The sequence below is a fragment of the Pseudomonas sp. B21-054 genome (assembly GCF_026016345.1).
Classification (GTDB): domain Bacteria; phylum Pseudomonadota; class Gammaproteobacteria; order Pseudomonadales; family Pseudomonadaceae; genus Aquipseudomonas.
Window position 1 is genome coordinate 5,756,185 of sequence record NZ_CP087204.1, and the last position, 23,910, is coordinate 5,780,094.

Genomic DNA, 23,910 nt, shown 5'->3' on the forward strand with positions numbered 1-23,910 from the left:
GTTAAAGACGACGGCCTCTAACTTTTGCACGACGCGGCGAATAACAATCAATCACGGCTGTTTACGCCGGCCACAAGACAATCGCCTTGGAAGGCACGGCGATACAACGCTTTATAAGTATTTGAAACGTGGCAGGTGGGGGCGTAAACCTACCTCTATCCGCCTGAAAAGCAGGAGAGGTATTCAAGTCAAGAACCGAGGGCCTTAGTGCCAGGGCAATAAAAGCGATAGGTGGAAAGAATGCGCGATCCCTGCTTTTCCAGTAACCCTAGGGTCACTCTTGAACGATCTCGCAGAATCCATTCAGACCAATAACCACAACCGCAAATTAACACGATCGTTTTTTATGCAACATCGAACTTAGGCGTTATACAAAACAGTACTTTGGTCGTAATTCACCAGAAGCGCGACATGCCGGTGAGCAGCACCGTCGCGTTACCGGCTGTAGGAAGGCGTCGTTAATGGCAATGGTTGCGGGTTGGCGATGACCCAACGCACAGCCAACTCACAGAGACGATCGGTCTGCTCGGCGTTATCGTTGCCACCCCGCAGAACGGCAGCCAATGCCCGGGCTTCAGCGAGGTCGGCCGCAGGCAAGGGCACGGCGCTGCCCAGATGGTCAACCAGAGCCACCAACATCGCTTTGAAATCGGCGTCCCAGTTGGCCGATCCGTTGTGGTGAATCTCTCGGGAGATGCGGCCACTGATGCGGATCACCTCACCCTGCGCCGTCGCGGCGGCGCCAGAGGAAGGCACCAGCAGCTCCCACAATTGCTGATGCTGGTCTGGCCAGCCACTGGCCGTCACGACGATGGCAGCCTGTCCGTCGTGAACCTTGCGAGAGGCAACGGGCGCGACATCGAAAAGGCGATAAAGACGGGTCAGGGCAGCGTCCGTTGCCTCGAGGTAGTCCGGGTTGAAGGCGGCCCGGTGAAACTCGAACTCACGGCCGATGCGCTGCACTTCAGCGAGCATGCCCTCATCGCGTTGCAGCCCTGCTGCCAACAGGGTCTGGGCGATGTTCGCGGTGGCCTCGATATCGGCATTGCGGGTGGTGGCCAGGGCAATATGCAGCACGCCATGCCCCTGCCGGCTCTTGGCATCGACATTGGCGCCACGGCGGATCAGGGCCGCGATGGCCTCGGCTTTGTGGCTGTTGGCCGCGGCATGCAAGGGCGTGTAGCCCTGGTAGTCCTGCGCCTCGATATCGGCGCCCAAATCCAGCAGCAGATCGATACCCCCGATCCAACTCGAACTACGATGGTGCAGTGGCGTTCGTTGGTAAGTGTCACGGGCATTAATGTCAGCGCCCTGCTCCACCAGCCAGCGCACCAGTTCATCGGGACAGTTGTAGAAGCCCAGCGCCGTGCTCTTGCTGTAACCGCCGGTGGCTTCAAGCTCGCACGCATCGAACACGGCGACCAGTTCGGCAAACGAGGCCTGGTCCAGCAACTGGCCGAAATCCTTCGGCAGCGTCTTGCGTTTACGCTTACCCATGGCGGCGTTCACCATCCTGATCAAAAAGGGTTTCATCATAAATCCTATATTTCATGGGTAACGGCCATTTGGATTCGAATCAGACTTTTTTAGTCCTTGGCAGGAAAATCGCCAACACCCCAAACAGCGGCAGGAACGAGCACAACCAATACACGTACTCGATGCCACGGATGTCCGCCAGATGCCCCAGCAGCGCGGCACCAATCCCGCCGAAACCGAACATCAGACCAAAGAACACCCCGGCGATCATCCCGACATTGCCCGGCACCAGTTCCTGGGCGTACACCACGATGGCCGAGAACGCCGAAGCGAGGATGAAGCCGATCACCACGCTGAGGATGCTGGTCCACAGCAGGTCGACGTGAGGCAGGATCAGGGTGAACGGCGCCACGCCGAGGATCGAGAACCAGATCACCGCCTTGCGGCCGATCCGGTCGCCGATCGGACCGCCAAAGAACGTCCCCGCCGCCACCGCGCCGAGGAACAGGAACAGGTGCAACTGCGAGGAGGCCACCGTCAGGTCGAACTTTTCGATCAGGTAGAAGGTGAAGTAACTGGTGAAACTGGCCATGTAGAAATACTTGGAGAACACCAGCAGCCCCAGTACCACCAGCGCGCTCAAGACCCGGCCCTTGGATAGACCGTGGGTGGCCGCCTGGCCTTGCTTGAGCTTGAACAGGTTCAGGTGATTGGCGTACCAGCGGCTGATGCGGTACAGCACGAACAACGCAAACAGGGCGAACAACCCGAACCAAGCCACATTGCCCTGCCCGTAGGGAATGATGATCGCCGCCGCCAGCAACGGGCCGAAGGCCGAACCGGCATTACCGCCGACCTGGAACGTCGATTGCGCCAACCCATAACGCCCACCCGAAGCCAGTCGTGCCACCCGCGATGCTTCCGGGTGGAAGGTCGACGAACCGATACCGATCAATGCCGCCGCCAATAGAATCAAGGCAAAACTGCCGACCATGGACATCATCACAATGCCGATCAGCGTGCACACCGTCCCGGCCGGCAGCAACCAGGGCTTGGGATATCGATCCGTGTGATAGCCGACCCAGGGCTGCAACAAAGATGCGGTCAACTGGAACGTCAGCGTGATCAGGCCAACCTGGGTGAAGGTCAGGCCATAGCTGTCCTTGAGCATCGGGTAGATCGAGGGCAGCACTGCCTGGATCAAATCGTTGATCAGGTGCGCCAGTGCCACGGCGCCGATGATGCGCATGACCAACGGGCTGCTTTGCGCCGGGGCGGCAACGGATGGGGTGGCGGCTTGGGTATTGCTGATAGCCATGGGAGTTTCCATACGACAGAGGGTGCACATGGGCAGGTGCGTCAAAGTGCCATTTTTCGGTGCAACAAGGCTATCCCCTTAGCTTGCTATCGACCTTGGAAAAATTGTCGAATTCCAAGGTGATAGCTCAACGCCATGGTCTGAATCTTGCCTTGTTAATGAGCTACAACGCGGCTCCTTACAAAGGAGACCGAGAATGGGAAGTTTCGCTACAGAGCTGGCCTACCAAGCCGATTTGGACAAACTTTCGAGGCCTTTTAAAAGGGCACCCGTTTCGGCACTGTGTCGAAACGCACAATAATAGTGCGCGGGTGTTCAGGGGAGTATGGGCATGCAGGCTTTTCTATCACCGGGAATCGGCTTGCTGGGACGTTTCGGCTTCGCCCGTAAATTCCAGCTGTTATTCCTGCTTTTCATCCTGCCGCTCATGGGCAGCCTATGGCTCATTGGCCAGGACTATCGCGACAAACTCAGCCTGATTTCCGGGGAACGCGCCGGCGTGCGCCAGTTGCTGGCCCTGGATAACCTGGACAATCTGCTCACCGCCCAACGCAACCGTGCGGCCCGTTGGCGCGCCACGGAAACCAATCGCCAGCCAACCCCCGCGACGCTGGCGGCGATGGCCGCTTTCGATGCCGTGCAACCAGCCCTCAACCAGGCCGCCAATGACCTGGGCACGACCTTGCAAACCGAAGGTGCCGAAGCCGCTACCCTCGCCCGCTATCAAACCCTGCAGACCAGCCTCAATGGCCTGGACTCAAAAAGCCTGGGCGCCGTGGGCTGGTGGCCAGACGGTTACGACCGTTTCACCGCCGCCCTGAGCGCGCTGCAAGCCTTGCGCGAACAGATCGTCATGGACAATCGCCTGACCCTCGCTTCCTGGCTGGAAACCTACCTGCTGACCCAGATATCCACCCAGCAGACACCGGACCTGATCGAACGGGTCGGTCGCCTGGCCAGTGTCGGCCAGGCCTCCGTGGTATCGGGCCAGTTCACCCTGCAGAGCCGCCTGCAATTGCGGGACCTGCGCAGCCGTATTGGTGATGCCCGGGATCAACTGGTCAAGACCGGTGCGCTGCTGAAAACGCGCCTGCCCAATGAACTGCAAACCTGGGCCGGGCAATTCCAAGGCAGCCTCGATCATCTGGATGCCGGCCTTAAAGTGCTGGATGACGGCGTGTTCGGCGGCTCCATCAATCTCAAGCCGCAAGATTTCGAAACCCACCTCGATGCCCTCCTGAGCAACCTGGCCACGCTGCGCCAACAATCCCTGGTGGCCTTGGATACGCGACTGGACCACTACCATGGTTCGGCGATCCGCCAGTTCACGCTGGTGGCGACGGTGCTCGGCTGCCTGGTATTGGCCGCGCTGTACCTCTTCATCTGCCTGCAAGCGTCCATCCGCCGCAGCGCCAGCGGTATCACCCTGCTGGCCGAGGCCTTGCGTGACGGGAACCTGAGCTTGCAAGTGCCGGTTCATGGGCGCGACGAGCTGGCGGCCATCAGTACCGCCCTCAACGTCGCCGTGGTGCAGCTGCGCAACAGCCTGCTGGGGGTGGACCACGAAACACTGCAACTGAGCAATGCCGTGCGCACCCTCAATACGCATTCCAACGGCGCCCTGGGCGAAGTCGAAGCCCAGCAGATTCAGATCAGCCAGATCGCGGCCGCCGCGACGCAACTGGCGGCCACGTCCCAAGGCGTCGCGAGAAGCTGTGAGCAGGCATCCGACAGCGCCCAGCAAACCCGGCGCATCGCCGCCGACAGCAGCCGCGATAGCCAGCGCACCACGGCGAGCATCCAGCAACTCAACCAGCGGCTCAACGAGACCGCCGCCGCGTTGGGCCGGGTCAGCGAACAGGGGCAACAGATCCAACTGGTGGTCGACACCATCCGTGGCGTGGCCGAACAGACCAACCTGCTGGCCCTCAACGCCGCCATCGAAGCCGCTCGCGCCGGGGAGCAGGGGCGTGGTTTCGCGGTAGTGGCCGATGAAGTACGCAGCCTGTCGCAACGCACCCAGTCCTCCACCCAACAGATTGCCGGCACCGTCGACAGCCTGCGCGCCACGGTCAATGAAGCGGTCAGCCTGATGGAAGCCGCCTGCGGCCAGGCCCAGACCGACGCCCAAGCCGTCACCGGTCTGGGCGAACGGCTGGGAGAAATTGCCAGCGCCGTGCAAAGCGTCACCGACACCCTGGCGCAAATCGCCACTGCCGTGGATGAACAAGCCAGTACAGCCGATGAGGTCAGCGGCAATATCCAGCAGGTCGATCAAGCGGCCATGCGCTTGCTCGATGGCGCACGGGCCGTGAACCTAGCGGCCGATACCCTGAGCAAGGGCAGCGAGGCCTTGAGTGCCAATACCGGGAGATTTCAACTCGGTTGAAGGGCATTTGCAGCGAGGATGGATAAGCGGTTGAAAGCGCAGAGAAATATTTCAGATTTACGCTTGACACATCTTCGCTACCGGCGAATAATGCGCGCCACTTGGCTACATAGCTCAGTTGGTTAGAGCATAGCATTCATAATGCTGGGGTCCGGGGTTCAAGTCCCTGTGTAGCCACCAAGTACCGATCCATAGATGTCTACAGCAGTCTATGAATCACCTCAAGAAGCCCGCCTAGTGCGGGCTTTCTTGTTTCTGGCTGTCCACCTCTCTCCCCCTATCCTTCCCCGCCGTATGCCCAGCGCACTGTGCGTCGGCAACCATCGTTTGACGTTCGTCGTCAGCGTGGCTTTTGCTGGACCAATGCTGAACATGCTCGGTCACGAGTCGGGAGGATTTCACCTCTACGGCGACAGCTCCGGTGGCAAGACCACCCACCTGCAAGTGGCCGCCTCGATCTATGGCGGGCCACGTGTAGTGCGTTCCTGACGCTCGACAGACAACGCCCTGGAATCCATCGCCGCCGCGCATTCGGACGGGCTCCTGGTGCTGGATGAAATCGGCATGTGCGACCCGCGCATCATCGGCGAAACGGTGTACATGCTTGGCAATGGCACCGGTAAGGCTCGCGCCAATGATCGAGGACAAGCGGGCCGGCAGGTACAGGAATGGCGCTTGCTGTTTCTCTCGACGGGCGAGAAGACGTTGGCGCAGCACATGGCCGAAGCCAACAAGGAACTGAAAGCCGGCATGGAAGTGCGCATGCTCGCCGTGCCAGCGGACGCCAGTAAAGGCCTTGGCATGTTTGATGTATTGAGCGGCTTCGATGACGCAGCGGCCCTCTCTGACGCGCTCAAGGCTCGGGTTGCCAAATACTACGGCACGCCACTCACCGCGTTCCTGGCGGCACTCTGCGAGCCCGGCAAGATGCACGGATGGTCAACCATCCTCCGCCGGACTCTGGAAGGCTTCGTCGCCAAAGCCCTCCCCGCATCGGCCAGTGGGCAAGCACACCGAGCCGCTGCACACTTTGGGCTGGCCGCAGCAGCCGGAGAGCTGGCCACCGCGCTCGGTATCACTGGCTGGCCTGACGGCACCGCAACCACGGCGGCACGTATGTGCCTGAGCGCGTGGCTGAATGAGCGTGGCGGCGCTGGAAACCTTGAAGGTGATGCGATCTTGGCCCGCCTACGCCAGATCATCGAGCGCTTTGGGGAAAGCCGCTTCATCCGCTGGGAAACCGCCGCCGCGAAGATCGATGAGCACGGGCCACGCACCATCGACCGCCTGGGCTTTCGCAAAACGCTGGAGCACGGCATGGGCGACACCATGCACACCACCCACACCTACTACGTGCTGCCCGAGGCATGGCGATCCGAGATATTTCGGGGCATGAACATTAATGCCGTGAACAAGGAACTGCTGCACCGGGGTGTGCTGGAACCTGGTAGCGATGGCAAGGCATCGAGTTTGGTCCGGTTGCCCGGCCTCGGCCCGCAACGCTGCTACATCGTGAAGACGATTCCGGGAACGGATGAGAGCGAGGCTCGGGCTGCCTGACGGCATCCCTGCTGATCGAGGTAGCGCCGGCTGATTCCCGGCCTCGCCAGCCGCTCAACCCAATCGAATTGCACAGAGACAAGACAATGAATCAACTCAAAGAACTGACAGATCGCCGCGAACAATTAATCCTCGAAATGGAAAATGTCAAAACCGAAATGCTTCCGCTCAAGACTGCGATGGAAAGTGCCGAGGTCGTTGACCAGCGCAGGAAACAAGAAGTACAGCATCAGTATGAAGAGCGAAAAAGGAAGTTTGATTCTCTGGACTTTGAGATCTATAGGTTGAATCAAAAAATCAATCGTCGTGAAAAGCTCGCGAATCACGAAACCCTGATGGCGGGCTACGTTGATGCAATGGCGACTTGGAAAGCCGACGAGCAGGAACTCAACGAAAAACGCCAGAGCCTTAGCACCCGGCTGAACCAGATTCGCCAGCAAGCGACAGATGAAATGGCAAAGGCTCGCCAAGCTGAGACAGAAGCGGCGACGGCCTATGCCCAAGCCGTAGCTTGGGGCGACGCCGAAGGTGAGAAGACAGCCAATGTCGACGCCCAAAAGGCCGCGAAAAACCTTACGACTGTAGCCGAGCAAAACCGTCGTCAGCAGCTGATTATCGCGGCTCTGGAACAAGAGTTGACCACAGTCGACCAACACATCTCAGAAGCCCAACAAGAGCACACAAAAATTCAGAATGACTCGCTGTACCTCGCGACCTTGGTTCTCGAGGAGAGATGGAATGAGGCAGCTCAAGCGTTGCTTGATATCGGCGGAAAGCTTTGGGCGGCCCACCGCATGATTAACCGAGATCCTGTCGTCCTGAGAAAGCTGGACGTTCCAGAGCAAGGCGAGAACTTTGGCAGTTGGACCTCGCATGACCTTTCGGAGCGCGCGGGGCAGTACAGCGTGCAAGACGTGCTGGCCATGTAACGACCTGCCCACCTGAAACAGCCCACGTGTGTGGGCTGTTTAAACGATGCCCAAGGATTAGCACTATGCACACTGTCATGCAGAACAGCCCCAGTCGTACCGAAACGCTGAAGGCAAGAAAAACCCATCTGAGCGCCCTGCTTAAGCTCATGGGCTCTCGCTGGGGGAAAAACACAGCAATACAAAATCTGACCGCCAACGCGATCAAAGCAGAGCTGAGCCTCATCGATCAGCATTTGAAACGCCGAAGCTAAGATGCAGTGGAAGCCTATTCGGCTTCCATTTCCAACCTTATAAAGTTGACTGAGTCGGCACGGGCTAGCCGTTCTGCAGCACCACCCTAACACTGATCAGAGAAAGCGATTCCCGTCATAGCTGCCGCTCCATGGTGTCTGTCGAGTCAGGGCGACTCAACCAGCAAAATCCAACTAGATATCGGTGATGCGGAGCTGCGCACCATCACTGTGCTACCATCCTTGACTGGCAGCTGACGTCAACAACGTTCGGCATTCATAGTCACTACGGACGAACATGGCATGGATGATCAAACTCAAACTACACTTCATCAAGATAATGACCCCGAGATAAAAAAATCCGAGGTAAAGACACTCATTGTATTGAATGCCTGTGCCGCGAAGTTTTTCAAAAAAACGCTTGGTGGCCTGACATTCTACGATAGCAATAAAGGCAACGACTGGAATCTCAAGTCGCCGGTATGCGTTGACTTTGTAAATCTCATTGGCAAAAAATTCTCCAAGAGTGGGAGAGTCTATGGATATGTAGACCCTAACATGCTTGCCGCTGCTGATAATTTTTCCAAGTACTCTAGCAATCTCGATTTTAATGCGTTTGTCATCGGAGTTATGGAGAGGTTATGCCATGAGGCAAACGACCCGGCCCGCCGCTCTCTCAATGAGGGCTATGTTGTATTTTCACACTACCAAGATTACCGGCAGATAGACCATCTCTTGATTGTTATGCTTGGCAAAAGAGGTGGATATGATTTTGACGATGATAACAACCTTAACCCAAAAGGAACGGAAAGCCTAAACCTTCAAGATTTTCGTCAGGCAGCCTGTATGGACTTGACCGAGTTCAAAAAAGGATTTCCGCATAACACAGGAGACTCCTATCTTTACTTTATTAAAGGGAACTCTAAAAGCGAATTTTTTAATGTCGCATTAGGCTGCTCCGATTCAATACCGGGAAAGGTCTGTGTCGAAAACTTGAAAAACGCGCTGAGCGCGTACTTTATAGAAGAGGCAACTACCCTTTCCTTGTCAGAGCGGCGAACAATTCACACGCGGGTTGTTAGCTATATTGAAAACAAAGCAGGCGAGCGGGTGCATCTTTCAGAAATTCAACACGTAATTAACAAATGTCTGAAAGAAGATTCACCCCATCTCGGCGGCCTAATAAAATTTATCTCAGAAAATTCAGAGCGCTTTAAAGTAAGTGAAGAGTTTCAGCCTTCGGGTGCCACTGCTAAAAACATGGGATACATAGATCTTAAGCTTCCCTCCGGAGAATTCGCGGGACGTTTGAAACTAGACGCCGTTGCCGTTGGCGACAGCAATGCTGATCTTAGCGTCGATAAGAATTTCGTGTACCTGAAGGTGAAACTGCCAAGCGACGTATCAAACAGGCTGAAGGGGATAAACGCTGACAATCCATCGTCAGGATCCCAAGATGCTTGATCGAATCTCGCTGGATGATAACCAGCTCATATTTGATACGCAATCGCTGGAAATGACAGATGTCTATGAGTTCCTCAAAACCTATGGCTGCCATAGTCCCGAAAATCTGGATCTGATTGGAAATGATCTTTTCCTGTTAGAGCCCTCCGCGTGGGACGGAGGCTATGTACCCTTCTTCGCCAATGCGGAGGCAATGTGGCATACAGTACGGACTCGCAGCAAAAAGCCCGAACACATGCACATCATCGGCATGGAGGAGGTTCAGCATGTTTCAATTTCCCGGCTAACTGATCTGTATTTTTTGCTTAGAGAAATGCTCCAAACGCTCTGTCATAACAACGGGGACGAAAGCCAAACTCTCAAATATGTGTTCTACAGCTCGAAAGAATCGTTTCTTACAAAAATAGAAATCTCGTACCTAATAACGTATGAGGAACTACTGACCATCGATGTAGATGCAAAAGGGATTAAGCACGCTCAAGCAATGCATGCAGCAGTGATGGCAGATGAGGACGTTCATTGCGAAGAACGGCGTCACGTTATGCGAGAAGCGCTGACAGATTTTTTTAAGGACAAAAACGACGATAGCATCCGATTAATAATGGCATCTATTTCGAACCTCTACAAAAAGTACAATGAGCGCTATAAAGTTTATGTAAGCAAATTTTCGGTGAACAAGATCCTCACTGAAATCGAAAGTGACTGCGTTAGTTTTCTGGGAAAGGTCCAAGACGCAATTATGGCCCAGCAGACAAAAGCGTTTGCTGTTCCAGGTGGTATCGTGGCGGCGGGCGCAGTCTTGAAACCTGCTACCACCGCATGGGATCTCCTCGTAATACTCGTGGGGCTAACCATTTCTACCTGGATGATAATTTCCTTAAATAACAACGTATCTACTCACATAAAACTACTTGCCAACGAATTCGAGCGCTCTACAAAAAAATACGACGACATTGTCGTAGGTGTAGAAGAAATTCAAGAAAAAATAGAAGACTCCCGAAAAAAACTCTTAAGCTCATCTAAGACCGCCGAGTCCAAACTTAACACGCTAACCCGCATATGCTGGCTAGTACTGATACTGGTAAGCCTGATTCTGCTCAAACGTTTCTTAGAGACTTAGTGGCGTTCTTCTGTTCAAGCAACATGCTGGAGCGCTCCTTTTGTTTATAGCCAAAGCAGACTTGATTTGATCGGCTGCTTTCGAGCGATTCTGTTGTAAACAGTCGGCCATGATTCCGCAGTGAAAAAAGTACGCGTTTGAGATTGAAATCTTGCTAAGATCCGTCTTCATAAGAGCACATCCATCGCTGCTCATATCGTAGATAATTCTTGAGACAGGCGGAAGCCCGACCAAAGGTACTTGCCGCACAAATCAGAAACTATAGACGGCGAACAATAATTAATTATTGGACAGACGTTACTTGAATCAGTTGCGTGAAAACAAATCGTCAATTTCATCGACTGATCGATCTGGCCAAACGGCGGTCCGCTCATTACGAGAGTAATTCTCATACTCATGATCATGGTCTCCCCCATAGAAAAAATCATCTACCTTTCGATCAATATTAAATGACCCAACAATAGACTCCACCAATCCAGAAACATCACTTACACCCAATTCATTAGCACGCTCATTAATAAAATCTTTAAAGTTAGCATGAGCTTGGCCTGTACTTGAGCACTCATGAAAGACCTGCTCGTCAGGAAACTCGTCATTAATTTCAGAAATCAAATACTCTGACACAACCTCATCATAGCTCTCGGTTAGTGCGTTATTTCCGGAGCGCCTTAAGCATTCCACGATCTGCCCTAGCTGAATTAGCTCATCGTTCGAAGGATTAGACGCACAAGCCTCCTCAACAAAACTCTCAACCTGCTCAAGATTAGAAACATTGTTCTCTATCGCCCATAAAATTAACGTTGCAGAGGCTAAAAATGAAGAATTACATTCGGAACTGGAAACAAATTCTATAGCATCTAACAGTCCAGGATCTGCGACGCTAAAAGGCAACCCAAAATCAACCCGCGCAGTACACAATCGAGCCACGTACTCCGCTTGAACGCCGACGAACCTCATCCCACGTATTCTCTCGAAAATATATCCTGCTATCTCGGCGGCGACCTCCAGAGTAATAAATTTATTGTCGGTCATATTTTTTATAGTGCTTAGGGAAGATATAGTCAAAAGGCTATCAAAGCACGCACGCAAAGCTGGGACATTCCCTGAGTAACGGTGAAGTACAAAATCACCTAACGAGGGATTGAATAAGCGAAGATAGGGTTCAGTGCCACCTATCAAAAATCTCGTGAGCATCGAACCCGCAAGATGACGTATATTCAGCAAAAAATCCTTCTTCCCCGTCAGGCTGCCGATCCCTGGGGCACATATATATCTCGCGAATGCCTCAGCAAGGTCCTCTTGAGAGATAAAGCGTCCGTTGAGCGCTACCAAAAACACAAGTGCACGGCCACAATCATCTAATTGCGCCTCAAACGGATTCTCCCACACCTTAGTTGGATTATTTAAAAGGCCTTGGATATAACCCCAATATTTCTCGGCAGTTACACCATCTAAGCGCTGCTCGTCGGTAATGAAGCGAATCAAACGCGGATTGAAATTGGCGTGATCTATTATCTTTCGATAACGCTTATGCTCATAGAGCTGTTCTATAAGCTCCTGATCCAAACTTGAGTGCCATATATGATTATAAAGGATGCGAGCCTTATCTATACCCGTCAACGACTGGAGTGTAATTTCGAACTCCGTGCGATCTATATTAGAGTTTTCAAAAACATCATTAAGAATTTTTCCTTGATTCAAAATAGTAGTCCTAGACGTCAAAATAAAACGCTTTGTTTTATCCTTAACGATGCGTTTCATGAACTGAACTATCTGAGCGCCTTCATGACCGGAAAGCGCCTCCAAGTAATTCCGACCGAGAAAATCATCAAAGTAAAAAATCTGCTTCGTCTCAAGTGTAAGTATATTTTCTGCCTCTCTTATATCGTTAGAAATACACGCTAGAGAAAAACCGTCACAGACGTAGTGCAAAATTAATTGCTCAGCCAGCGTGGTCTTTCCGATACCAGCTGGACCAGTAATGATTACAACACCCATTGCTTCAAGTTTTGCTATAGCGGCTCCATGATTGACCGTAGGGACATATATTTTGGAATTTTCTAATATTTCTTCAAATGCAAAATCGCTCCTATCCATAATCGGCTTATCAAAAAGATAGCGTAGGATATTCGCACTGGCTAGCCAAAGCTTATAATGTCTTCCCTCAACTTCTGGATGCTGAGCGAGAAGATCGTTCAAGTCCTCACGACCTAGAATGTCGTTTGAACTCAGCACAAATGGGGCAAGAACCTCCATAAGATTCTTCTTGTCATTTCGCGACAGCGAATGTGAAACCGCGAGAAAATAACGCTCTGGAGCAAGTTTGCGGACTTTTGGACTCTCGCTTTCTCCGACGTATTTCACTAGCCTCTCTAAGGGTGTTGATACCCAATGTTTACACTGGAGTATCCACTCATTGCCATTAGGTTTAAAATAGCGACCATCAACCCCACCATCTCTCCCCGATTTAAACCGTTCAAAACGCACGCCTTCCCGCGCACTCAGCAGATCGGTGCAGAATACTTCAAATTCCTTATCGTTTAGCCTTGAAAAATCGTACTCGTTCACAGAAAGCTCCGGTATCCGATAAGGACGTATCAATGATTGTCAGTGTTAACGAGCATACTCGCTGCACAACGAGTATTTCTGGAATTGGTTGAGCCGATTTGTCTGTCATAAGTCAGGTATGAATATTTGGGTTGAAATTGAGTGGGTGATGGCTCTATAGCATGATTCACCACAATTATAAAAATTTCTCGTCAAATTCAGCTTCGCAGCCACTATACATCCAGTAGTACTAGCCTGGGATGACGCAGTGGCTTACCGAAAGCAGGCGTTCTCGAAGGGTTCGCTTCTGGCCCACAGTTACCAAGCGGAAAATATTCATCAGGTGTAACACATAACGTTTGCGTAACACTCGACAAAGCTTCGCTGCCAGCGTGATGTAACAAACAATATCCCCTTTAAAACCAAATGGTTAGATACACTCGTTACACCTGCAACCTCTGTAACACTCCTTTATTGGTCTCCCCTGCACCCCAGACAGGGGAATGCCGCCAGCGAGCAAACATCTTTGTGGCTCTTGGGTTAGGTGATTGATCCTCGCAACGGAAGAAGGCAGATACTAATAGGGCCCCTGACAATGCCGAGGAGACAAGGGGTCGGAAACCCGCGTGATCGTGTTAGCGAAAAAGTGCACAGCTTAGTGAACAGGTGAACCTGGTGAACTGGTGGTTCACCTCTGCATTTGCCCTATCGCTTGGTAGCTTGCCGGGGACCCTGGGCATTTCGAATGGGTAAGGGGCAAAGAACCCGCAGCATCTTGTTAGCGACTGAGTTTTCTACGTCGGTTGACAGGTTGACGTGGTTGACACCATCCCCAAGGTTGACCGGGTTCAACCGTTCGCTATCAACAACACAATGGCTCACCTTTACCGTTGCGGTAACGATCCCCTTTTTTCGTCAGGATCCTTTCAATTTCGACGTTGAAATTTCAGTAAGCTGCAATCTCTGTCGCTACCAAGATCCCGCGGGTTTCATGCCCCGTATACTCAGGATATCGACAGGGTCCCCAGCACCTTTTTCTGCCGCCCACCCGAGATCTCAGATGAGTAGCCTTCAGAAGCTGATCGTAAATGCCCGAGCCGGCTTAGCTCTCCACGAAAAAATCTCTGATGACGATTGGCAGGCGATCGCTAGGCAATGCGGTGCCGCTGAAGTCGAAGAAATCGAACAGCGTATCGTCAGTTTACGAGCTGAGTTAGAGACGGTTGAGGAGTGGGACGGGGATACGCTAGATGAGATACACGTCGCGATTTACCGCTTCACCCAATTACTGAGGTTAGCGAAAGCACGGTCTCCCAGCGGGTTTTAGACCTCTGAAGCAAACACCCGGCGGATTGGCTTAGTATCGAGTGATCGAGCTACCAACCTGGAGCTCGTCGCTGCTAGGGAAAGTGATATGGATATGGTTGCTGTTCGATCTGATGCAATGACCTCTGTTGGCTACGATGCTGCCACCAAGAGAATGAGAATCCGCTTTCAGCAAGGGCACTCCTACGACTTCTGTAACGTCCCCCCGACGATCCACCAAGGGTTGATGTCAGCTAGCTCAAAGGGCTCTTACTACAACCGGTACATTCGTGATCGCTACCAGTGCTGAGGGCATGGTTGAGAGGTAGCAAGGAGGGGCATGTATGCCCACATGTATGCCTAACTCACAACACACCAGAAAAACCTATATATAACAGCACTATACAGACCCAGTTCAAATGACTGTGTACCAAGTACTAAAAACGGCTTATCGAAAGATAAGCCGTTTTTTTATGCCTCGAGGAAAGGACTCCGCCCTTTGGCAGCCGACCAGCCTGCCCGCCGGGTTTTGCTAAGCCTCGTGTTGATTTGCGCCAGGCGTCTCGCATCGCTACAGTCGGTCTCTACAGCCCAGACCCACGGATGGAGCGACCCATGCTTGCAGATCTGAAACCGAATCTTCATCGCCTGTCAGCCGTTTCGCTACTGGCTGTCGCCCTAACGCTCGCTGCCTGTAAGGCACCACCCTCCTCTACAGCTACACCGGCATTGCCCGCCCCACCGGAGGTCGTCTCCGGCTTCCGTACCGATCTGCAGACCCGCTACGCCGACAAACACATGGCCGCTGCGGCCAATCCTTTGGCGGCCGAGGCCGGGCGGGAGATGTTGCGGCGCGGAGGCTCGGCCATCGACGCGGCCATTGCGATGCAGGCCGTGCTGACCCTGGTGGAGCCGCAATCTTCCGGCATCGGTGGCGGTGCATTTATTGTGTTGTGGGATGGCAAGGCTGTGCGCACCTATGACGGACGCGAAACGGCACCGGCTGGCGCCACCGAAAGACTTTTCCTGCAAGCTGACGGCAAACCCATGCCCTTTACGGCGGCGCAGATCGGCGGTCGCTCCGTGGGGACACCGGGAGTGTTGCGCGGGCTGGAACTGGCCCATCGCAAACATGGCCGTCTCAAATGGGCAACGCTGTTCGAGCCGGCCATCGCGCTGGCGGAACAAGGCTTTGCGATTTCACCCCGCCTGCACACGTTGATCGCTACCGACCCGTCCTTGCCGGGCTCGCCAGATATGGCGGCCTACTTTCTCAATGCCGATGGCAGCCCCAAGGCAGTTGGCACGGTGCTGAAGAATCCAGCCTTGGCCGGTGTGCTCAAGCGCATCGCCAACGAAGGCCCCGATGCGCTGTACAAAGGCCCGATCGCCGAAGAGATCGTCGCCAAGGTGCAAAGCCACGCCAACCCCGGCAGTCTTTCGCTCAATGACCTCCAAGGCTACACCGCACGAGAGCGACCAGCGTTGTGCACCGACTACAAGCGCTGGCAAGTGTGCGGCATGCCACCACCGTCTTCGGGTGGAGTTGCCGTGGCGCAGATCCTCGGGACGTTGCAGGCCCTGGAACAGCGCGATAGCCACGCGGCCCTCGCGCCTTTGAAACCGGTCAGGACCGCCAAGCCCGCCGGCATTGAACCCACCCCCGAAGCGGTGCACCTGATCGCCGAAGCCGAGCGCCTGGCCTATGCTGACCGCGCCCAATACATTGCCGACCCCAATTTTGTCGCCGTGCCGCTCAAAGGTTTGGTCGATGCCGGGTACCTGGCCAGCCGCGCCAGCCTGATTGGCCCTCGTAGCATGGGCGTCGCCAAGCCCGGCACACCACCGGGCATCCAGGTGGCCTACGCCCCGGACCGCTCACCCCTGCGTATTTCCACCTCGCAAGTGGTGGCCGTGGACGATCAGGGGGGCGCCGTGTCCATGACCACGACGGTGGAGTCGGCGTTCGGCTCACACTTGATGGTCCAGGGCTTCATGCTCAACAACCAGATGACCGACTTCTCGTTCATCCCCGAAGAGAATGGGCAAAAAGTCGCCAACCGCGTCGAACCCGGCAAACGCCCACGCTCGTCCATGGCACCGACGCTGATCTTCGATCGCCGGGGTGAACTGGTGGCTGCTGTTGGCTCCCCCGGCGGCTCTCAGATCATCGAATACGTCGCCAAGTCAGTGATTGGCCTGCTGGATTGGGATCTGGACCCGCAAACCGCCATCAACCTTCCCAACTTCGGCAGCCGCAACGGCCCCACCGAACTGGAGCGCGGCCAGTTCAGCCCGGTGCTGATCCAGGCGCTGAAAGACAAAGGCCACGAGGTGAGCGAGATCGATATGACCAGCGGCACCCAGGCGATTGTCCGGGTGCGTGACGCGCAAGGGAAAACCTCGTTGGCCGGCGGTGCGGATCCAAGGCGCGAGGGTCAAGCGCTGGGCGACTGATCGCCCTCGCCCTGCGGTTGATAGACCAGCAAATCCGCGGGCTGACAGTGCAGATAGCTGCAGATGGCTTCAAGGGTCGCCAGGCGTATGCCCTTGACCTTTCCTTGTTTCAACAAGGAAAGGTTGGCTTCAGTAATGCCGATTGCAGCAGCAAGGTCCTTGGATTTGACCTTGCGCAGGGCCAGCATCACATCGAGTTGAATAACGATGGGCATGGGAATCTCAAACGAATGTTCTGTTTTCTGAATCGATTTCACTGGCCTGGGACAATATCCGGGCAATGATCGCAATACAGGCGGCAAGAAATAAAGCGACGAAAGACGGCGCGGTAATACTGAAGGTCAGCAATCGCTGGCCGACCGGCGCATTGATCGTCACCAGCAGGCTGAGAAACGGCTCACAGATGAAGTCCAGCAGCACCCACAACGCCACCGCGCGCCCCGCATTTCCCAGGTAAACCGCTGCTGCAGTGGAAAAGTATTGCCCTTGGGCGTAGTGCTTGAAGAGCCTGCGCAAGTTGGTGAGCCCGACCGCCAGGGCCAGCAAGGGAATGCTCGTCAGCAGTATCCCGCCCAGGCACTGCCACCCCGTCAAGTGCATCGCCTCTTCAGGCAAGCTCGACAGCTGCCGCTCGGTCAGGGCAAACCCCAGGCCGTATCGGGAGGCCGCTTCAGGATACAGCCAGGCCACGGCGTTGACGACCATCATCGCGACCATGAAAACAAGGGTGACGGCGGCCATCCGCTGGCTGTACAGGGCAAGACGATTCGAGTGCATGTGAGGCTCCAATAGAATAAGGGAGCCCAAAACATAGCCATTAAATTATCGCAAAACAATAATTAATATGTAAAAAACAATAATACTTTCTCTACGTGGACAACTGATTGGCAAACTGGCTCACGGCATCGACCACCTTCTTCGCCCCGTCCTGGATCTCGACGATCACCGTCCCCGCCTCGGCGGCCAGGGCCAGGCCATGTTCGGCCTGGTGCTGGCCGTCGGTCATCAACGCCACGGCGTTGCGGGCCATGTCCTGGTTCTGGCGGACCACGCCGACGATTTCCTCGGTCGCCTGGCTGGTACGCGATGCCAGTTGGCGCACCTCATCGGCCACCACCGCAAAACCCCGTCCTTGCTCGCCGGCCCGGGCCGCTTCGATGGCGGCGTTGAGCGCCAGCAGGTTGGTCTGTTCGGCGATGCCGCTGATGGTCTTGACGATGGTACCGATCACTTGGGATTGCTCGTTCAACGCCTCGATGCCTTCGCCAGCGGTTTGCATGTGCCGGGCCAGGTCGCGCATCACGTCCACGGCCTGGGTCACCACAGTTGTGCCGCGCTGGGCGCTGTTGTCGGTCTGCAACGAGGTGCTGTAGGCAATGTTGGCCGCCTCGGCGACGGCTTTTTCCTGGTTGACCTGGTCCGTGATGTTGGTGGCGAACTTGACGACTTTGTACAGGCGTTCGTTGGCATCGAGCACCGGATTGTAGGAGGCCTCCAGCCAGACCTCGCGGCCGTTGCTGTCGATGCGCTTGAAGCGCCCGGCCACGAACTCGCCACTGTTCAGCCGCTTCCAGAATTGTTGGTATTCCGCGCTGTTGTACTCCTCGGGTTCACAAAACATGCGGTGATGCTTGCCCTTGATCTGCGCCAGGTTATAGCCCATGGCACCGAGGAAGCGATCGTTGGCCGTCAGTACGTGACCGCCCAGATCGAACTCGATCACCGCCGTTGAACGCACCAAGGCACCGATCAGGTTTTCATGCTCACGGGAAGCCTCGATGGTGCGGGTCAGGTCACTGGCATACATCGAAAAAAAGCGGATTCGCCCGTCGGCATTCCGTACAGGCTGAAGGATCGAACGCAGCCAGGCTTCCTGGCCATTGCCCCGCAGCAGGCGCACGGCACCGGAGAAGTGTTCGCCGCGGGTCAGCGCCGCCTTGAAGCGAACCTGGAATTCATTGGATTTCAAATACGCGGGACCCAACTCATCCACAGGCCGGCCGATCAGGTCCTGGCTCTTGTAGCGCATCTCGTCGAGAAAATTCTGATTGACCGATTGAATCCGTCCATCGGCATCCAGGGTGAGACCAAGCATTTCACGGTCCAGGCTTTCCTTGACTTGCACAAGGCTGGACAGTTCTTGGCGAAGAGCCAGTAGCTCCTGCTTCAGGCGGTTGTAGAACATGGGCAGCTCCAAGAACAGCGGATGAATAAATAGGCTGTTTCCTTGCCATCGGCCCGGCATTTTTTTTCTAAAGAGCGCCACGAGCCCGTTGAAAATATTCCCCGGTGACCTCGAACCCGATAAACCTCCCATGGTCACTGGATTGTTCTACTGTTGCCCTGACCTTTGAAGCCTTGCCGCCATCAATAACCCATAACCATAAAAACGAGGTAATTGTCCGTGACCACCGACATCGAAGACAGCCGTTCCGCCCGCTTCGCCTTGCGCTGCTCCAGTTTTGCCGAGCGCTGGTTTCCCGACTCCTGGGTCTTTGCCGCGCTGGCCGTGCTGGTGGTCGCGCTGGCAACGCAATTCATCGGCGCCACGCCCACGGCGGCGGCCATGGCATTTGGCGATGGCTTCTGGAGCCTGATCCCGTTCACCATGCAAATGGCCTTCGTGGTGATTGGCGGTTACGTGGTCGCCAGCTCGCCGCCCGCCGTCAAGTTGATCGATCGCCTGGCGCGTTTTCCGACCAACGGCCGCTCCGCGGTGGCGTGGGTGGCACTGATTTCCATGGTCGCGTCGTTGCTCAACTGGGGCCTGTCGTTGGTGTTTGGCGGCTTGCTGGTGCGCGCCCTCGCCCGCCGCACCGATCTGAAGATGGATTACCGCGCCGCCGGTGCCGCTGCCTACTTGGGCCTGGGCGCGGTGTGGGCGCTGGGGTTGTCTTCGTCGGCGGCGCAACTGCAGGCCAATCCGGCCAGCCTGCCGCCTTCGATCCTGTCGATTACCGGCGTCATTCCGTTCACCCAGACGATTTTCCTCTGGCAGTCGGGCGTGATGCTGCTGGCGTTGATCGTGATCTCGTTGATTGTCGCCTACGCCACCGCTCCCGGCCCCAACAGCGCCCGTGACGCCGCCGCTTGCGGGATCGACCCGAGTTTCAGCATGCCAGCGTTGCAGCCCCGTACCCGGCCGGGAGAATGGCTGGAGCACAGTCCACTGCTGACCATTGCCCTGGTACTGCTGGCCGCCGGCTGGCTGTTCCATGAGTTTTCGACCAAGCCTGCGATCAGTGCCATTTCCGGCCTCAACACTTACAACTTCCTGTTCATCATGCTGGGCGCCTTGCTGCACTGGCGGCCGCGCAGCTTCCTCGACGCCGTGGCCCGCGCGGTGCCGACCACCACGGGGGTGCTGATCCAGTTTCCGTTGTACGGCTCGATCGCCGCGCTGTTGACCACGGTCAAGGGCAGCGATGCCCAGACCCTGGCCCACCATATCTCGACCTTTTTCGTCCAGATCGCCTCCCATGACACCTACGCCTTGCTGATGGGTGTCTATTCGGCGGTGCTGGGCTTTTTCATTCCTTCCGGCGGCGGCAAGTGGATCATCGAGGCGCCCTACGTCATGCAGGTAGCCAATGACCTGAACTATCACCTGGGCTGGGCCGTGCAGATCTACAACGCCGCCGAAGCGCTGCCCAATCTCATCAACCCGTTCTACATGCTGCCGTTGTTGGGGGTGTTGGGGTTGAAGGCGAGGGACTTGATCGGTTTTTCCTTCGTGCAGTTGCTGGTGCATACACCACTGGTGCTGGCGTTGCTATGGGCGCTGGGAACGACATTGAGTTACTTGCCGCCAGTGATGCCATAAAGCCACAAAAAGGGCCGATATTTCCATCGGCCCACTTCTTCTTCGGCTCGGACTGTTTCAGTATGGCAACACCCTGTTTCGAGGGGCCCACACGCTGAAAAGGATCTGAGCATGTCCAAACTTGCCGTACTTTCTCTAGCCGCCCTGGCCTTCAGTGCCACCGCCCAAGCCGCCGATATCGACGTACAGCTGGGCAACACCGAACGCGTCACCCGTCTCTTCGCCTATCCCAACAACTGCAACGTCATTTGCTTTCGCGACTGGACCCTGGAACAGACCGTCGAACATTACCTGACCCAAAGTGTGCAGCGCGACGGCTACAGCGCGGCTAAGGTCCGCGTCAAAAACAACAAAGGTATCGTCTATGCCCACATCAGCGGCGTGCCAAAGAGCTATGGCCAACCGCTGACCGCACTGCTCAACGCCGGGGACCTGGCGTACAACGGAGCCTCGAAACTCAACAGCGACAAGAAATGGTCCTACAACTGGTACCTGTTCCTGCCGCTGGGCATGGCCCTGGAAAACCGCAAGAGTGTCGAGTTGCTGCACTTCCCGCCGGACTACTCCCTGACCCAGGCCCAGGATTACCTGGAGTCGGCGACCACTGATCGCTGGGCCACGCTGCTGACCGTCAACGGCATTGCCGCTGACCAGACACCGGCCTACCAGACCATCATCGACATCGCGCCCATCGCCGCGCCGTCCAATGCTGGCAGCACATTGGAGGGGCTCTACAGCTACTTCAACGATTACCAGACCACCATGGTCACCCAGGTCACCCAAACCGCCAGCGGCGCCGCATTGCCGATGGTGGCCTTCGGAGCGCCCGTTCGGAACTGGATCAAGACCCAGTACGGCCAGACGGTGGGCGTGCTCGGCCTGGCGACCATCACGCCGACCGCGGGGGTCAAGGTCCCAGTCCTGGGCTCCAACCACCCGAGCTATATCTGGTATGCCGCTGACAAGGAAAACTACGACGGTGACGAAGCCAAGGCGGATGCCGCCGGCTTGAAAGTCATGGGCCAGGACCTGAGCGCCGCCTGCTGGCAAGCCGGCATGGGCAGCAAGCCGGGCACCAACCCGAGCACCCTGTTGAACCAGTGCACGCAGACCTGGCAGGTCACGCAGAAGGAAAAGACCTGCGAGTTGTTCTATACCTCGGTGCGCAAACTGAGCGAGGCAGATGCAACGAAAAAATGCGAAACGCCGGCGATCAAGTCGCAACTTCCGCAACTTAAAGTGCCCATGCCGCTGCCTGCCGAGGCGGTGTAAACCTTGAGGCGTCTTCCCGCGTAAGCTTGTGCTGACACGGGAAAGCGCCTTTGGCTCCTGTCAGACTCGACAGTAGATACGACCCTCGACTTGGGTGAAGCTATCAAAAGCTTTTCAACGACCGCCGGCAGGATCGCCAGCGCCAGCAAGTCGAGTGTCTATCACCGACAAGGACTGTCATGAGCCTGTTCATCCGCGATGACACCTGTTCCCAACGCCGGGACTGCATCTACCCGGAAAAACAACTCAGCACCCGCCTGGGCTACCCCTCTGTGCGCGATTTCGAAGTGCACCAGACGACCGACGGGCGCGGCCACGGCATCATCGCCCGCAAGTCTTTCGCGCCCATGACAAGGATGTGCAGGGTGTCGGGATTGCTGGTGAGCCGACGGCGCCTGCACACGTTGCAGATCCTGCCGGACGTGCACATGTACGACCCACGCTTCGCCGGATTGCTGCTGCACTCCTGCAACCCGAATGTGTTCCTCGATATGAGCGAACTGTGGCTGTGGTCACTGGCCCGTATCGATGAAGGCGACTGCCTGACGATGGACTACGCCAGTACCGAACAGAAACTGTACCGACAATTCGCCTGCCGGTGCGGTTCGTACAACTGCCATGGCTGGATTACCGGCTATGACGAACCGCCCAATGCGCAGGGAATGACATTTCTACGGCACTGGCGTCGTCAGTGTCACCGCGACTGACGAGCCAGCGTCAGGGCGCGTCGACCGGACGCAACCGATACTGCGGCGGCAATTGCTCAAAACCGCTGATAGTGGTGTCCAGGCTCTTCCAGCGTCCGTCCTTGATGCCGTAGATGCAGCCATGAATCGACAGTTTCTGCCCACGGTGCCAGGCGTTCTGCACGATGCTGGTATGGCCGACGTTGGCTACCTGCTGGATCACGTTGAGTTCGCACAGGCGGTCGACGCGCTCTTCTTCGGTCGGAAATTGGGCCAACGCCTCGCGGTGCTCGTAGTACAGGTCGCGAATCGAGCGCAGCCAGCCGTCGATCAGGCCCAGTTGCCGGTCCTGCATCGAGGCACGCACGCCACCACAGCCGTAGTGGCCGGTGACCAGGATGTGTTTGACTTTGAGCACGTCAACGGCGTACTGGATCACCGACAGGCAGTTGAGGTCAGTGTGCAGCACCACGTTGGCCACGTTGCGGTGTACGAACAGATCACCCGGCAGCATGCCGACGATCTCGTTGGCCGGCACTCGCGCATCGGAACAGCCAATCCACAGGTACTCCGGGGTTTGCTGACGAGCCAGCTTGGCGAAGAAGTCAGGATCCTCCTGCTTGATCGCATCGGCCCAGCGCGCGTTGTTATCAATCAGATCTTGTAATTCGTTCATGCTGTCTAGCCCTCGAGAATAGTGCGCAACTTTGACAGTCGACCGCCCGTCGAGGTCACTTCATGATGCCGTTGGAATTCTCGGCACGGCTGCGGGTCCACCCAGTAAGGCCCACAGTATGAGGAATTGCCATGAATGATTCACGACGTCCTTTCGATGCGGTGCAACCGGAACCCATCGACGACAACGAAGACCGTATGGGCTCGATGCATGAACTGGAATTCGACGAAGAAGAACCCAGCGCGAAAATCGGCGATGAACTGCCGGACAATGAGCGCGAGCAACTGATGCCCCGTGAGCGCGTTCGTGAAGCCGGCCTGACGGGGGCTTCGACCGACGATCACCAACCGACCGACGACGACATGAGCCCGGAAACACTCATTCGCGAAGATGGCGCCCGGGACGCCCACGAAGCCGGAGCCGACGAGCGGGCGGACTGGGACCTGAGCGTGGTGGATGAAAACGATATTGGCGGAGGCGACGGGTTGGACGAGGCGGAAATGGCGGATATCGATCCGCTGGATGGAAAGCCTTGACCAGAACCGTCGAATACATCTGTGGGAGCGGGCTTGCTCGCGAAAGCGGTGGATCAGCTTGCATCAATGTTGAACGTACCGCCGCCTTCGCGAGCAAGCCCGCTCCCACATGATTATGC

The 23,910-nt window shown here is 55.9% G+C and carries 18 protein-coding genes, 1 tRNA gene and 2 pseudogenes; 13 read left to right on the forward strand and 8 right to left on the reverse strand.

The window, feature by feature from the left end; genetic code table 11:
- Positions 1 to 435 precede the first annotated feature (435 nt).
- Positions 436 to 1,497, reverse strand: coding sequence for an ankyrin repeat domain-containing protein (locus LOY70_RS24955; protein WP_265030033.1), 1,062 nt, complete (start codon positions 1,495 to 1,497; stop codon positions 436 to 438).
- 79 nt (positions 1,498 to 1,576) lie between these two features.
- Complete coding sequence (locus LOY70_RS24960) at positions 1,577 to 2,794, reverse strand: MFS transporter (RefSeq protein ID WP_265030034.1); 1,218 nt, start codon at positions 2,792 to 2,794, stop codon at positions 1,577 to 1,579.
- 331 nt (positions 2,795 to 3,125) lie between these two features.
- Here LOY70_RS24960 and LOY70_RS24965 point away from each other — a divergent pair, with 331 nt between their 5' ends.
- The 7 genes and pseudogenes from LOY70_RS24965 (at position 3,126) to LOY70_RS24995 (ending at position 10,489) form a co-directional block, all read left to right on the forward strand.
- Positions 3,126 to 5,183, forward strand: coding sequence for a methyl-accepting chemotaxis protein (locus LOY70_RS24965; RefSeq protein WP_265030036.1), 2,058 nt, complete (start codon positions 3,126 to 3,128; stop codon positions 5,181 to 5,183).
- 103 nt (positions 5,184 to 5,286) lie between these two features.
- Positions 5,287 to 5,363, forward strand: a tRNA-Met gene (locus tag LOY70_RS24970).
- Positions 5,364 to 5,486: 123 nt separating this feature from the next.
- Positions 5,487 to 6,743: pseudogene (locus LOY70_RS24975) on the forward strand (DUF927 domain-containing protein); the annotation flags it as partial.
- A gap of 86 nt (positions 6,744 to 6,829) precedes the next feature.
- Entirely contained in the window at positions 6,830 to 7,672 is an 843-nt protein-coding gene (locus tag LOY70_RS24980; protein WP_265030038.1) for a chromosome segregation protein SMC, read from the forward strand.
- 65 nt (positions 7,673 to 7,737) lie between these two features.
- Complete coding sequence (locus LOY70_RS24985; RefSeq protein ID WP_265030039.1) at positions 7,738 to 7,926, forward strand: hypothetical protein; 189 nt, start codon at positions 7,738 to 7,740, stop codon at positions 7,924 to 7,926.
- A gap of 282 nt (positions 7,927 to 8,208) precedes the next feature.
- Positions 8,209 to 9,369: a nucleoid-associated protein gene (locus tag LOY70_RS24990; RefSeq protein ID WP_265030040.1), complete on the forward strand. Its 1,161-nt coding sequence runs from the start codon at positions 8,209 to 8,211 to the stop codon at positions 9,367 to 9,369.
- A complete protein-coding gene (locus tag LOY70_RS24995) occupies positions 9,362 to 10,489 on the forward strand; it encodes a hypothetical protein (RefSeq protein WP_265030041.1) in 1,128 nt (375 codons plus the stop codon). Before LOY70_RS24990 ends, LOY70_RS24995 begins: the two co-directional genes overlap by 8 nt.
- 306 nt (positions 10,490 to 10,795) lie before the next feature.
- Here the strand turns inward: LOY70_RS24995 and LOY70_RS25000 are convergent, their stop codons facing one another.
- Positions 10,796 to 13,057: a restriction endonuclease gene (locus LOY70_RS25000; protein WP_265030043.1), complete on the reverse strand. Its 2,262-nt coding sequence runs from the start codon at positions 13,055 to 13,057 to the stop codon at positions 10,796 to 10,798.
- Between the two features lie 1,423 nt (positions 13,058 to 14,480).
- On the opposite strand from LOY70_RS25000, the gene LOY70_RS25005 reads away from it, so the two are divergent.
- Both LOY70_RS25005 and ggt read left to right on the forward strand, forming a co-directional pair.
- On the forward strand, positions 14,481 to 14,651 hold the full coding sequence (locus tag LOY70_RS25005; protein ID WP_256097810.1) for a KTSC domain-containing protein: 171 nt from the start codon (positions 14,481 to 14,483) through the stop codon (positions 14,649 to 14,651).
- Positions 14,652 to 14,956: 305 nt separating this feature from the next.
- Positions 14,957 to 16,798 (forward strand): gamma-glutamyltransferase, encoded by a 1,842-nt coding sequence (gene ggt / locus LOY70_RS25010; protein WP_265030044.1) that lies wholly within the window; start codon positions 14,957 to 14,959, stop codon positions 16,796 to 16,798.
- Here ggt and LOY70_RS25015 read toward each other — a convergent pair.
- From LOY70_RS25015 to LOY70_RS30290, 4 genes and pseudogenes are all read right to left on the reverse strand, one after another.
- The gene (locus LOY70_RS25015; protein WP_060740620.1) at positions 16,780 to 17,013 is read right to left on the reverse strand and encodes a helix-turn-helix domain-containing protein; all 234 of its coding nucleotides are present in this window, start codon (positions 17,011 to 17,013) and stop codon (positions 16,780 to 16,782) included. The genes ggt and LOY70_RS25015 overlap by 19 nt on opposite strands.
- 7 nt (positions 17,014 to 17,020) lie before the next feature.
- On the reverse strand, positions 17,021 to 17,575 hold the full coding sequence (locus tag LOY70_RS25020) for a DUF2975 domain-containing protein (protein WP_265030046.1): 555 nt from the start codon (positions 17,573 to 17,575) through the stop codon (positions 17,021 to 17,023).
- 91 nt (positions 17,576 to 17,666) lie between these two features.
- Positions 17,667 to 18,098: a methyl-accepting chemotaxis protein gene (locus LOY70_RS30285; RefSeq protein WP_371856606.1), complete on the reverse strand. Its 432-nt coding sequence runs from the start codon at positions 18,096 to 18,098 to the stop codon at positions 17,667 to 17,669.
- A 108-nt stretch (positions 18,099 to 18,206) separates the two neighbouring features.
- Positions 18,207 to 19,115: pseudogene (locus LOY70_RS30290) on the reverse strand (PAS domain-containing protein); the annotation flags it as partial.
- An 87-nt stretch (positions 19,116 to 19,202) separates the two neighbouring features.
- On the opposite strand from LOY70_RS30290, the gene LOY70_RS25035 reads away from it, so the two are divergent.
- From LOY70_RS25035 to LOY70_RS25045, 3 genes are all read left to right on the forward strand, one after another.
- The gene (locus tag LOY70_RS25035) at positions 19,203 to 20,621 is read left to right on the forward strand and encodes a short-chain fatty acid transporter (protein WP_123344821.1); all 1,419 of its coding nucleotides are present in this window, start codon (positions 19,203 to 19,205) and stop codon (positions 20,619 to 20,621) included.
- Between the two features lie 111 nt (positions 20,622 to 20,732).
- Complete coding sequence (locus LOY70_RS25040; RefSeq protein WP_265030048.1) at positions 20,733 to 21,893, forward strand: hypothetical protein; 1,161 nt, start codon at positions 20,733 to 20,735, stop codon at positions 21,891 to 21,893.
- A gap of 179 nt (positions 21,894 to 22,072) precedes the next feature.
- Positions 22,073 to 22,600: a lysine methyltransferase gene (locus LOY70_RS25045; protein WP_123413895.1), complete on the forward strand. Its 528-nt coding sequence runs from the start codon at positions 22,073 to 22,075 to the stop codon at positions 22,598 to 22,600.
- A gap of 10 nt (positions 22,601 to 22,610) precedes the next feature.
- Here LOY70_RS25045 and can read toward each other — a convergent pair whose 3' ends face one another.
- Entirely contained in the window at positions 22,611 to 23,255 is a 645-nt protein-coding gene (gene can / locus LOY70_RS25050; protein WP_265030049.1) for a carbonate dehydratase, read from the reverse strand.
- 131 nt (positions 23,256 to 23,386) lie between these two features.
- Here can and LOY70_RS25055 point away from each other — a divergent pair, with 131 nt between their 5' ends.
- The gene (locus LOY70_RS25055; protein WP_123344825.1) at positions 23,387 to 23,791 is read left to right on the forward strand and encodes a serine kinase/phosphatase; all 405 of its coding nucleotides are present in this window, start codon (positions 23,387 to 23,389) and stop codon (positions 23,789 to 23,791) included.
- Positions 23,792 to 23,910 lie beyond the last annotated feature (119 nt).

Bases quoted from the DNA above. Each gene is read 5' to 3' on its own strand.
- LOY70_RS24955 (WP_265030033.1), bottom strand. From the start codon at position 1,497: ATGGGTAAGCGTAAACGCAAGACGCTGCCGAAGGATTTCGGCCAGTTG.
- LOY70_RS24960 (WP_265030034.1), bottom strand. From the start codon at position 2,794: ATGGCTATCAGCAATACCCAAGCCGCCACCCCATCCGTTGCCGCCCCG.
- LOY70_RS24965 (WP_265030036.1), top strand. From the start codon at position 3,126: ATGCAGGCTTTTCTATCACCGGGAATCGGCTTGCTGGGACGTTTCGGC.
- LOY70_RS24980 (WP_265030038.1), top strand. From the start codon at position 6,830: ATGAATCAACTCAAAGAACTGACAGATCGCCGCGAACAATTAATCCTC.
- LOY70_RS24985 (WP_265030039.1), top strand. From the start codon at position 7,738: ATGCACACTGTCATGCAGAACAGCCCCAGTCGTACCGAAACGCTGAAG.
- LOY70_RS24990 (WP_265030040.1), top strand. From the start codon at position 8,209: ATGGATGATCAAACTCAAACTACACTTCATCAAGATAATGACCCCGAG.
- LOY70_RS24995 (WP_265030041.1), top strand. From the start codon at position 9,362: ATGCTTGATCGAATCTCGCTGGATGATAACCAGCTCATATTTGATACG.
- LOY70_RS25005 (WP_256097810.1), top strand. From the start codon at position 14,481: ATGACCTCTGTTGGCTACGATGCTGCCACCAAGAGAATGAGAATCCGC.
- ggt (WP_265030044.1), top strand. From the start codon at position 14,957: ATGCTTGCAGATCTGAAACCGAATCTTCATCGCCTGTCAGCCGTTTCG.
- LOY70_RS25015 (WP_060740620.1), bottom strand. From the start codon at position 17,013: ATGCCCATCGTTATTCAACTCGATGTGATGCTGGCCCTGCGCAAGGTC.
- LOY70_RS25020 (WP_265030046.1), bottom strand. From the start codon at position 17,575: ATGCACTCGAATCGTCTTGCCCTGTACAGCCAGCGGATGGCCGCCGTC.
- LOY70_RS30285 (WP_371856606.1), bottom strand. From the start codon at position 18,098: ATGCGCGACCTGGCCCGGCACATGCAAACCGCTGGCGAAGGCATCGAG.
- LOY70_RS25040 (WP_265030048.1), top strand. From the start codon at position 20,733: ATGTCCAAACTTGCCGTACTTTCTCTAGCCGCCCTGGCCTTCAGTGCC.
- LOY70_RS25045 (WP_123413895.1), top strand. From the start codon at position 22,073: ATGAGCCTGTTCATCCGCGATGACACCTGTTCCCAACGCCGGGACTGC.
- can (WP_265030049.1), bottom strand. From the start codon at position 23,255: ATGAACGAATTACAAGATCTGATTGATAACAACGCGCGCTGGGCCGAT.
- LOY70_RS25055 (WP_123344825.1), top strand. From the start codon at position 23,387: ATGAATGATTCACGACGTCCTTTCGATGCGGTGCAACCGGAACCCATC.